This is a genomic window from Micromonospora sp. KC213 (assembly GCF_004348325.1).
Classification (GTDB): Bacteria; Actinomycetota; Actinomycetes; order Mycobacteriales; family Micromonosporaceae; genus Micromonospora.
This window is the reverse complement of the sequence record NZ_SMKF01000190.1, coordinates 1-10,564: the sequence shown is the minus strand read 5'-3', so window position 1 is coordinate 10,564 and position 10,564 is coordinate 1. Positions and strand designations below refer to the sequence as shown.

Annotated in this window: 9 protein-coding genes; 4 read left to right on the top strand and 5 right to left on the bottom strand. The window is 73.6% G+C overall.

The features are described 5' to 3' along the window. Positions 1 to 120 precede the first annotated feature (120 nt). Positions 121 to 1,197, bottom strand: a complete 1,077-nt coding sequence (locus E1166_RS26340; RefSeq protein ID WP_132263909.1) for a phosphatase domain-containing protein — start codon at positions 1,195 to 1,197, stop codon at positions 121 to 123. Positions 1,198 to 1,337: 140 nt separating this feature from the next. On the opposite strand from E1166_RS26340, the gene yaaA reads away from it, so the two are divergent. From yaaA to E1166_RS26320, 4 genes are all read left to right on the top strand, one after another. Next, entirely contained in the window at positions 1,338 to 2,132 is a 795-nt protein-coding gene (gene yaaA / locus E1166_RS26335) for a peroxide stress protein YaaA (protein WP_132342641.1), read from the top strand. Between the two features lie 100 nt (positions 2,133 to 2,232). Next, positions 2,233 to 2,913 carry a hypothetical protein gene (locus tag E1166_RS26330; protein ID WP_132342638.1) on the top strand — a complete coding sequence of 227 codons (681 nt, stop codon included), beginning with the start codon at positions 2,233 to 2,235 and terminating at the stop codon, positions 2,911 to 2,913. 7 nt (positions 2,914 to 2,920) lie between these two features. Continuing rightward, positions 2,921 to 3,247: a cold shock domain-containing protein gene (locus E1166_RS26325; protein WP_132342637.1), complete on the top strand. Its 327-nt coding sequence runs from the start codon at positions 2,921 to 2,923 to the stop codon at positions 3,245 to 3,247. A 99-nt stretch (positions 3,248 to 3,346) separates the two neighbouring features. Next, positions 3,347 to 4,249 carry a TAXI family TRAP transporter solute-binding subunit gene (locus E1166_RS26320; RefSeq protein WP_132342640.1) on the top strand — a complete coding sequence of 301 codons (903 nt, stop codon included), beginning with the start codon at positions 3,347 to 3,349 and terminating at the stop codon, positions 4,247 to 4,249. Here the strand turns inward: E1166_RS26320 and E1166_RS26315 are convergent. The 4 genes from E1166_RS26315 to E1166_RS26300 form a co-directional block, all read right to left on the bottom strand. After that, positions 4,239 to 5,654 carry a HAMP domain-containing sensor histidine kinase gene (locus tag E1166_RS26315; RefSeq protein ID WP_132342636.1) on the bottom strand — a complete coding sequence of 472 codons (1,416 nt, stop codon included), beginning with the start codon at positions 5,652 to 5,654 and terminating at the stop codon, positions 4,239 to 4,241. The two genes, E1166_RS26320 and E1166_RS26315, sit on opposite strands and share 11 nt — an antisense overlap. Before the next feature lie 10 nt (positions 5,655 to 5,664). Further along, positions 5,665 to 6,321: a response regulator transcription factor gene (locus E1166_RS26310; protein WP_132342635.1), complete on the bottom strand. Its 657-nt coding sequence runs from the start codon at positions 6,319 to 6,321 to the stop codon at positions 5,665 to 5,667. A 137-nt stretch (positions 6,322 to 6,458) separates the two neighbouring features. Then, on the bottom strand, positions 6,459 to 8,222 hold the full coding sequence (locus tag E1166_RS26305; RefSeq protein WP_207914544.1) for a CDP-glycerol glycerophosphotransferase family protein: 1,764 nt from the start codon (positions 8,220 to 8,222) through the stop codon (positions 6,459 to 6,461). 238 nt (positions 8,223 to 8,460) lie between these two features. Then, a partial coding sequence (locus E1166_RS26300) for a DUF6077 domain-containing protein (protein WP_207914543.1) occupies positions 8,461 to 10,564 on the bottom strand: 2,104 nt, incomplete at its 5' end.

The following is a 10,564-nucleotide window of genomic DNA, read 5'->3' as shown; positions in this document are numbered from 1 at the left end:
CCCCCACCCCCGCGCCCTCGCGCGTTGATAGTTGGCGGCACCGACAGAGATCAACTACGTCGCGAAGTTCACGATCAACGCGGAAAGATGCGGGCGACGGGCAGCCGGGGGTGGGGGTGGTCAGACCAGGTCGGCTTCGCGGAGGAGTTTCCAGAGGCCGGCGCCGTCCGGGGCGGAGAGCCACTTCTGCCCCACCGGGCCGGTCGAGGAGCGACCGGCCGGGGCGGGCAGGCTGCCGGCGAGCACCGACTGGGTCGGGGACAGCCGGCGGATCGCCACCCCGGCCACGTTCTCCGGATGGGCCGCGGCGAACTCCCGGTAGATCTCCTGGTCGTGCTGCCCGTCGTCACCGATGAGCAGCCAACGCACCTGTGGGAACTCCCGGGCCAGGCGGGCCAGGGTCGCCCGCTTGTGCTCCCGACCGCTGCGGAACCACCGGTCGGCGGTCGGACCCCAGTCGGTGAGCAGCAACGGTCCGGCCGGGTAGAGGTGTCGGGACAGGAACCGGGTGAGGGTCGGAGCGACGTTCCAGGCGCCGGTGGAGAGGTAGAGCACGGGCGCTCCGGGATGGGCGGTGACCAGCCGCTCGTACAGCACCGCCATGCCGGGCACCGCAGCCCGGGCGTGCTCGTCGAGGACGAAGGTGTTCCAGGCCGCCAGCAGGGGACGGGGCAGCGCGGTCACCATGACCGTGTCGTCGATGTCGGAGAGGATGCCGAACCGGACATCCGGGTGCAGGACCCGGATCAGCGCCTCCGCCGGTTCGGCGTCGGCCACGGCACCGGCGTCGGCCATGCCCTCGGGTTCGGCCACGCTCAGCCGTACCGAGGACCAGCCGGGGGTGAAGTCGCCCTCGATGACGGTGTCGACGAAGCCACTACGGTCGGCCTGCGCCTCGTGCACCGTCCCACCGGCCTCGATCCGTACCGTGACGTGCTTTGCCGGCAGGGTGGTGAAGCTGCGCCAACCGCGCACCTTCTCCAACCGGCCCCGCTGGCGCGTGTCCGGGCGGCCCAACAGCACGCGGCACAGCACCCGCGCCCAACCGGGTGCGCCGTAACCGGCGTACGCCACGATGTTGATCCGCCACCCGGTACGGCGGAGCCGGCGCTCCACCAACTGGTGCACGGCGTCCTCGATCCGCGCTGCCCGGTGCAGGTTCGGTACGGCCAACTGGCCTGCGGGAGTGGGTGGCACACGGCAACCCTGCCACACCCCGCCGGAACCGACCACGGGAGGAGCCCGGTGGGGTGGGTGGCAGCCGCGCGGCTGGCCAGCTGGTGAGCGTCGACCGCCGGGCGGCCGTGGCGCCGAATCCGGCCCGTACGCTGGCGGCCGTGCTCATCCTGCTGCCGCCCTCCGAGGGCAAGGCCGACGCCGGCACCGGCCGGCGGCTGGACCTCACCCGACTCTGCCTGCCCGAGCTGAACCCGGCCCGCGAGGAGGTGCTGGCCGCACTCGTCGGCGTCTCCGTCACCGACGAGACGGCGGCACTGGCGGCACTCGGGCTCAGCGCCGGCCAACGGAGCGAGCTGGACCGCAACGCGCGGCTGGAGCGGGCCGCCACCGCACCGGCCGGGCAGGTCTACACCGGGGTGCTGTACGAGGCGCTGAGCCTGGCCACCCTGCCGGCACCGGCGCTGCGGGCCGCCCGCCGTTCGGTGCTGGTCAGCTCCGGCCTGTGGGGCGCGGTGCGGCTCGCCGACCGGATCCCGCCGTACCGCTGCCCGATCGGGGCGAAACTGCCCGGGGTGGGGGCGCTGTCGGCGTACTGGCGGCAGGTGCTGGCCCCGGCGTTGGAGTCGGCGGCCGGGGACGGCCCGGTGCTGGATCTGCGCTCTGCCGCGTACGCGGCCACCTGGACGCCGCGGGGGGCGCTGGCCGGGCGGACGGTGAGCGTGCGGGTGCTGCACCAGCGCGCGGTCGACGGCCGGGTGACCCGCACCGTGGTCAGCCACTTCAACAAGGCGACCAAGGGCCGGCTGGTCCGTGACCTGCTGGTCGCCGGTGCCCGGCCACGCGGCCCGGCCGGGCTGGTCGCCGCGCTGCGCGACCTGGGGTACGCGATCGAGGAGCGGCCGGCGACCGCCGGGCGACCACGCCAGGTCGACGTGGTGGTCACCGAACTCTGACCCGTGCCGCAAGATTTCCTCAAGGCTGGGTCGGATCGGTGGAACCGGGCCGTACGGGAGGCAACGGTAAGGGAACCCCGACGCCGAAAAGGAGCGGCCCATGGCCCCGCAACCCACCCTGCTCGACCGGCCCCTGCTCGGCCGGCCCGGTCCGATGGCGCCCCCGCCGCCGATGGACTGGATGACCCTGGGCGACGCGTTCGAGGTGGCCTGCCTGCTCCGCTGCACGCCTCCTCCGGCGACCGGTCGGGGTCCGGTCGAGCCGTACCGGCCGGCGGCCGAGTTCAACCGGCAGGACGCCGCACTGCGGATGCGCCAACTCCTCACCCGCCTCGACGTGCCGGTGCAGCACGAGGTGGTCAGCGGTGGGCTGCGCCGCCGCTACGAGCTGCACCGGCTGCACGTGCCCGAGGAGCACCGGGCCACGTACGCCGAGCTGTGCGGTGCGGGGTGGCGGCGGGGCCGCCGCGAGCTGCTGGCCGGGCCGGTGGCCGGAGCGTCGAGTGCGCGGGTGCTCTGGCGGGGTCGGCTCGCCGCGGCGGCCTGGCGCTCCGCGCTGCTCGCCGGTGGCCGGCACGTGCGCCGGCACATCCTCGGCATCCGGCTCACCGACCGGGAGCTGGCCGCGGTGCTGGTGCGCAGCGCCGCCCTGCTGGAGGTACCGGCCCTGCTCCGCCCGGGAGCCGGGTGCCTCGTGGTCAGCGTGGCCGACGGCCCGGACCGCCTGAGGATCATCGAGCGGGCCGCCCTGGCGCGCGCCCGCCCGGCCGGCCGGCCATGATGGTCGGATGAGGCTGATCGGGTCGGTCCGCGAGTACCACGTCGACCGGGGCTGGGGCGTGCTCGACGCTCCGGAGACGCCCGGCGGGGCCTGGGTGCATTTCTCCGAGGTGCGGACGCCCGGGTTCCGGGCGCTCACCGCCGGGCAGGCGGTCACCTTCGAGGTCGAGCCGGCAGGCCAGGACGGCTACGCCCACCGCGCGCTGCGGGTCCGGCCGGTCGGGCACGACGACAGCGACGAGACCGGGGCATTCCCCCGCTCAATCGCCTACTCCAGCAGCCTGGTCATCGCCTACGACGACCCGCCGCCGACGTCGCCGCCGCCGCCGGACTGAGGTTGCGCTGGTGGGGCCGTACGGCGCAGAGTGCAGCGCGTGACTCGATGCTGGTCCGCCCCCACCCGACGCCGCGTCGCCGCCCCGTCCGCGCTGCTGATGCTGATGGTCCTGGCGGCGACGGGGCTGGTCGCCTGCCGGGACTCCCGGACCGAGCCGACAATCATCCGGATCGCCACCGGTAGCCCGACCGCGGTCTACCACGCCTTCGGGCAGTCGCTCGCGGCCCTGCTCAACCGGGAACTGCCCGGCGTACGGGCCAGTGTGGTGGTGACCGCGGCGTCGGCGGAGAACATCCGGCTCCTCGGTGCCGGTCAGGCCGAACTCGGCTTCACCCAGGCCGACGTGCTGCCCGCCGGGCCGGCCGGACCGCCGTCGGTCCTCGCGGTGGCCCGGGTCTACGACGACCTGCTGCATCTGGTCACCACCGCCGGTGGACCCGTACGCACGCTCGCGGACCTGCGCGGCCGGCGGGTGTCGGTGGGCGCCGCGGGCTCCGGCACCGAGATCACCGCGACCCGGCTACTGGAGGCGGCCCAGCTCGGCGGCGACCAGGTCCGCCAGCTGCACCTCGGCCTCGACGACTCGGTCGCCGCGCTGCGGGCCGGCCGGATCGACGCGTTCTTCTTCTCCGGTGGTCTGCCGGTACGCGGCGTGCAGCAGCTGGCCGGCACCTCGGCAACGAGGATCATCGACCTCGGCGAGTGGACGGAGTGGTTGCGCCGTGGCTACCGCGAGGTGTACGTGTCGCGGGACATCCCCCGCTCGGTGTACGACCTGGATCCGGTCACCACGGTGGCCAACCCGAACTATCTCATCGTCCGCGCCGACCTGCCCGAGCCGCTGGTGCGGGAGGTGACCCGGCTGCTGATGGAACGCCGCACCGAGCTGGCGGCGGCGCACCCCGCCGCCGGGCGGATGAGCCCCCGCTCGGCGATCGCCACCACACCGCTGCCGTTGCATCCCGGCGCGGCCGACTGGTACCGCTCGGTCAAGCCCTGACGAGGGCCGGGTCCACCGGCCGTACGATCGCCGGGCCGTCCTCCGGGGCCGGGAACCACACCTCGGCGACCAGGCCGCACCGGTCCCCCGGGCGCATGGTGAGCCGGCCGTCGGAGGCGTCGACCAGCACCGCGACGATGGTCAGGCCCAGCCCGGCGCCCTCGACGTTCTGCGCGTCCGGCGCTCGCCAGAACCGCTCGGTGGCCTGTTCGAGCTGGTCCGGCGTCATGCCCGGGCCGGTGTCGGCGACCTGGAGAAGGACGCCGTCGTCGGCGTGCCGGACCGTGACGGTCACCACACCCTGCTTCCCGCTGAACTTCACCGCGTTGTCGATCAGCGCGTCGAGAGCCTGGTCGACGGCGGTCGGCACGGTCCGGGCGTACGCCGGGCCCTCGGCGGCCAGCCGCAGCGTCACCGACCGGTGCCGGGCCAGTGGCTCCCACGCCGCGACCCGGGAAGCGGCCAGCTCGGCCGCGTCGACGGTGATCCGCTGGTTCTCCTCCCGTTCCGCGCGGGCCAGGGTGAGCAGGGCGTCGAGCACCCGGGCCAACCGGTCGGTCTCCTCCAACGCCAGCCGGTGCTCGGCCAACCCGTCCGGGTCGGTGAGGCTCGACCCCAGCTCCTCGACCCGCAGCCGCAGCGCGGTCAGCGGGTTGCGTAACTGGTGGCTGGCGTGCGCCACGAAGGCGCGCTGCCGGTCCATCACGTCGGACACCACGTCGGCCATGTTGTTGAAGCTGGCCGCGAGGCGGCGCAGCTCGGGTGGGCCCAGCCGGTGCTGCACCCGTGCGCCCCGGTCCCCTTCGGCGATCTCGTGGGTCACCGCGTCCAGCTCGGTCACCGGACGCAGCACCCAGCCAGCCAGCCCGAACGCGGTGGAGACGCAGGCCAGCACGGCCAGCAGCCCGATCCCGGCCAGTAGCAGCCACCAGGCGGTGACGGTACGCCGGACCTCCGCCGCCGGGGTGGCGGTGACCACCGCGCCGAGCACCTCCCCGCCGTCGTTGATCGGCACCGCCACCACCAGCGGGCCGTCGACCCAGGGCCAGACCGCCTCCGGGGCGCTGAACTGCTGACCGACCAGGGCGCTCTCCAGTGCCGCCGCCGTCTGCGGCCCACCCGACCAGCCGGGCGACACCACGACGGTCCGGCCGTCCCGGTCGACCACCGCCGCGCGTATGCCGTACAGCTCGTCGTAGGCGGCGAGTTCGCCGCCGACCGGCCCGGGTACGTTGCCGCGCAACGCCGGCCCGGCGAGCGAGGCGAACCGGGTGGCGTCGGCGAGCCGGTCGGCGCGGATCCGGTCGGTCTCCCGGGAGGCGAGGGTGGCCGCGAGCGGCGTCTCCAACGCCACCAGCACCAGGACCATCAGCAGCAGGTAGCTGATGACCAGTCGACGACGCACGCCGGGCCCCTCACTCGCCGCGGAGCCGGTAGCCGACCCCGCGCACGGTCTCCACCAGGCGGGGGTCGCCCAGCTTGCCGCGCAGTGAGCCGACGTGCACCTCCACGGTGTGCCGGTCGGCCCAGGTCGTCCCCCACGCGTCCAGCAGGATCCGGTCCCGGGACACGGCGACGCCGGGTTGGCGGGCCAGGGAGAGCAGGATGTCGAACTCCTTGCGGGTCAGCGCCGCGGCTCGACCGTCGACGGTGACGGTCCGGGCGGACACGTCGATCCGCAGCCCGCCGACCTCGATCACGTCCCGCGGTGGCGGGGCGTGCGCAGCCCGCCGCAGCACCGCCTCGATCCGGGCCTGCAGTTCCACCATCGAGAACGGCTTCACCACGTAGTCGTCGGCGCCGAGCCGCAAGCCGAGCACCCGGTCCCGCTCCTCGCCCCGGGCGGTCACCGCGATGATGCCCAGCTGGCTGCTGCGGCGGCGCAGCTCCCGGCAGACGTCGGTGCCGTCACCGTCGGGCAGGGTCAGGTCCAGCAGCACCAGGTCGCAGGGGGCGGCCGAGAGAGCCGCGGCGACCGTGGCGGCATGCTCGACCTCGTACCCGCGCCGGGTCAGCGCCGAGGAGAGGGCGGCGGCCACCCGTCGGTCGTCCTCGACCAGCAGGATGCGCACCTTCGACCCCCATTCGTCGTACCGATGACCTGCGAAATGGTGGCAGACGCGGACGCGGAACGGGAGCCCCGGCCCGGCCCGGGCACGCCGCGGGCCCGGGACGAGGGTGACGTCCCGGGCCCGCGGCGTCGGTGCCGTCAGCGGCAGAGCCGGGCGATCTCCTCCTGGAACCGCTCCATCGGGTTCGCCTCGGCCGGGCCGAGCAGGTACGTCTTGAGCTCCCGCCGCGCCTCGGTCATCGGGTCGTCACCGGCCCGGGTCAGCGCGAGGATCTTCTCCAGCTCGCCGCAGTCGATCGAGAGCAGGTACGCCGCCCGGGAGGTCGGGAAGGTGCGACGGAACTCGTCCTCCGGCAGGCCACTCGGGTTGGCCACCACGTACGGCCGCTGGCTCTGCACGAAGTCGGAGACGACGCTGGAGACGTCGCTGATCAGCAGGTCGGTCTGGTTGAAGCAGTCGAACAACGCCGGCACCCGCCCGGTGATCACCCGGTGGCCGGGCCCGTCGAGCGTGGTGGCCTCGGTGTCTCCGCCGGCCGCCCGGATCAGCGCCACGATCCGCTCGTGCACGGCCTTGGCCTGGCTGGAGCGGGAGCCGGTCAACGGGTGCGGCTTGTAGATCAGCCGGACCGCGGGCGAGGTGGCCAGCAGCCCCTTGACGATGCGCTCTCCCATCAGCACCAGCGAGGTGTGGTACGGGTCGTCGTCCAGCCACCCCTCCCAGGTGGGGGCGTAGAGCACCGTGAACGGTCGCTGCGCCGACTCCGCGCCGAAGGTGGCCACGCCGGCGAGCTGCGGGCGGCCGATCTCGACGATGTCCTCGTCGCGTACGCCGACCCCGGCGCGGGCGTAGCGCTCCCGGCCGGCCAGGCCGGCGACCCAGACCTCGTCGTACACCTTGCTGTACGGGTTGACGCTGGCCTGCTTGTCGCTGTCGCCGTGGCCGACGAAGACATGCTTCATGCCCGGCTCACGCAGCATGTGGATGTTCGCGCCGACGTTGGCCGCGTACAGGGCGGCGCGCACCGTGCCCAGCTCCAGGTTCATGAAGTCCACCCCGGCCGGCACGCAGACCACCGGCAGCCGGGTGTCGGCCAGCTCGAAGAACGCCTCCTTGCTGCGCATCAGCACGATGCCGCGCTGGTCGAGCGCCTCCGTCGGGGCGAGCCACATGTTGGCCTGGTAGACGTCCTTGGCGGGGCCGGCGAAGTAGAGCGCCACCTCGGGGCGGTAGCTGTCGATCCAGCGCTGGACCTGGGTGAGCAGCTGGTCCTTGCCGGTGCCGCTGCCCCGGCCCCGCAGCCAGGTCAGCACGATGATCGCGCCGACCGCCGCCGCCGCGACGGCCGCCGCCGCGCCCGCCACCAACACGGCGGTGACGTCCTGGCGCACGGCCGCCAGCACCGCGGCCGGGATGAGCACCACGTTCAGCACGGCCAACCGGACGCCGGCGTTCTCCGAAGCCCACTGCGGCGGTCGCGGGGCGGACCGGACCGCGCCCAGTTCGATGTTGCGCACCAGCGCGGAGACCGGGTTCCGCCGGTCGATCATCGTGTTCAGTGCCCCGGCGAACACCGCGATCACCCAGACCGCGGCCGGTAGGAGCAGCAACCAGGTCAGCTCGACACCGGTGAGCGGCACCGTGGCGGCCACCAGCAGGACGCTGGCGAGGTCCCGGCTGAGCTGCCGGTACCCGCGGTTGAGGCCGACCTTGTCCAGCAGGACGTCCGTCGGTGGCGACCACCGGGTGAGGGCGTACTCACCGACGACGGCGGCCAGTCCGGCCACGACGAAGACGGGGGTCCAACCGAAGGTGCCCCCAACGAGCATGACCAGATAGGACAGCACCAGCAACGCGCCGCGGGCGGCGGTGCCGATGCGTCCAGTCAACGAGCCGAACAACGAGAACGCTCCCTACGAGATCGATGACGGGCGTGCCTGCCGATCGCTGAGGTCACCGGGCGAGACGCCGCTCGCGGTGCGACGACCGGGCCTACCGGTCGGACGGTGACTGCGACCTTAACGTGAGGAGACGCCCGGTCGTCCTTCGGGTACAGGACTCCCACAATGGTCACACTTCGGGCCACCCCGCGCGAGGTCACCGCGTCACGCCGGTGGCGTCACCACCCTGGCCCGGTGGTCACCCGCCGCGGCCGTAGCAGGTCATGGCCCCCGGGCCGCGGCGCTCGGCAAACTCCTGGAAGCCCAGGTCGACCACCATGTCGCGGGCGTACTGGTTGCTGTTGTAGACGCAGATCGTGCCCACACCCACCCGCTGCACGGCGGCTTCGACGTCGGCCTTGGACGGCTTCTGCCGGCCGTCGGCGAACCGGGCCAGCAGCAGCCGGTCCTTGGCGAAGTCGGAGTTGCGGTCGTACTCGACCAGGTAGAAGTCGCGGGGCAGGACGACCCGGACGCGGCTGGTGACGATCAGCGAGGTCCGCATGATCACAGAAGGGGCGAGGAGGAGCCCGGCGGGCCGGTCCTGCTCGGAGATCCAGAAGGCGATCCGCTGCCGCTGCTGGGGCAGCTTCCAGGTCGGCCGGTCGTGGGTCTCGACCCAGCTCACCGGCGACCACATCGGGGTGGCCCAGATCGCGAACGAGGCGACCATCGCCACGGCCACCACCGGACCGACCGCGACCCGCAACGCCCGGGTCGCCGACGGCACGTCGACCGTGCAGAGCAGGCCGATCAACGTGGGCAGGGCGAGCAGCCAGGGCACCCGCCAGAGCACCACGGAGATCCCGCTGGCCGCGCCGAGCGCCTCCAGTACCCCGGGGACCAGCAGCACGCTCATGGTCAGCGCGGCGCCGGCCGCGAGCAGCGCCGGGGTGCGACGGCGGGCCAGCAGCGGGCCGAACCACAGGGCGAGCCCGCTGATCACGCCGACGATGCCGATCATCAGGGTGCGCCGGTAGGTGTACTCGGCGTCGAAGAAGGCGTCGTCCGCGCCGGTGGCGTTCATCCCGCCGAGCACCAGCCGGGACACCACGATCGACCCGACCGGGTACGCGACCGCGGCCAGCCCACCGATGACGGCGTCCTTGACCCGGCCGACCAGCAGCATGGCCAGCCCGGCGGCCCCGACCAGCATCGGCAGGATGATGGCCGAGGTGGTGGTGAGGCCGGTGGCGGTGACCGACAGGGCGAACACCATCAGCAGCGAACGGCGGCTGCGGGTGTCGAACCACTCGGTGAGGTAGAGCCACATCAGCGGGATGGCCGCCGAGACGAACATGCCCTTGCCCTCGTACAGCCGGGGCAGGTGGAAGGTGCCGAGCGCGGCGTCCGCACCGGCCACGAGGTAGAGGTACGCCACGGCGACGCTGAACGCCAACACGGGCCGGCGCGGGGCCCAGCGGTGGGTCAGCCGCCACAGGGCGAGGATGGCGAGCACCGCCATCACCGGCAGCGCGAGGTACCAGGTGGCGGAGGCGCCGTGGATGCCCAGGACGTGGCCGAGCGCGCCGGTGAACACCTCGATCGACGGGGTGGGCGGCTGCGAGCCCATCGCCGGGAGGACGTTCTCACTGAACAGGAAGTCGTTGAGCGGCACGATGTCCCGCTCGGCCACCCAGGTCGACTTGCCCACGTAGTAGACGTCGTCCGGGGTGTTGCGGGCGATGAAGAGCGAGGTGATGGCCACGCCGACGGAGACGACCAGCGCGTACGCGGACTGGAGGGCGGTGGGCGCGGGCGCGGCGGGCGTGGGACCGGCGAGCCAGACGCGGCGGGTCATCAGCATGACCCCGACGGCGGCGACCGCGCCGGCAGTGGCCGGGATCCACCAGGAGATCGCGTCGCCGGCCGGAGTGTTGGCCAGTCCGGCGGTGACCGCGGCGACCAGGCCGGCCGCCACCACCGGGAGTAACAAGCGACGCGGGTAACCGGTGGTGGCGGCGCCGTCCGGGACGGTCGGACCGGCCGCCGGGCGGAGCGTGGGCCACCGCCGCCAGGCGCGCACCGACCACCAGCCGGCGAGCAGGACGCCACTTGCTACCCAGATCAGGAAGGTGACCGACGGACGCAGGGCGAACAGAAAGGCCACGTGGTAGAGCACCGTCCAGAGGGCGAAGCCCAGCACCCCGGCGTCGGTGATGACGGCGGGCGCCGCGACGGTGAGGGCACGCAGCAGGCCGCCGGGGGGTGACGGCGGGCGTTCGGTGGCGGTGTCGGCGGCGTCGGGGCGCGGCGCGACGGCAACGTGGTCGGCGTTCGACACGGGTCGTCCTGTCGTCGTA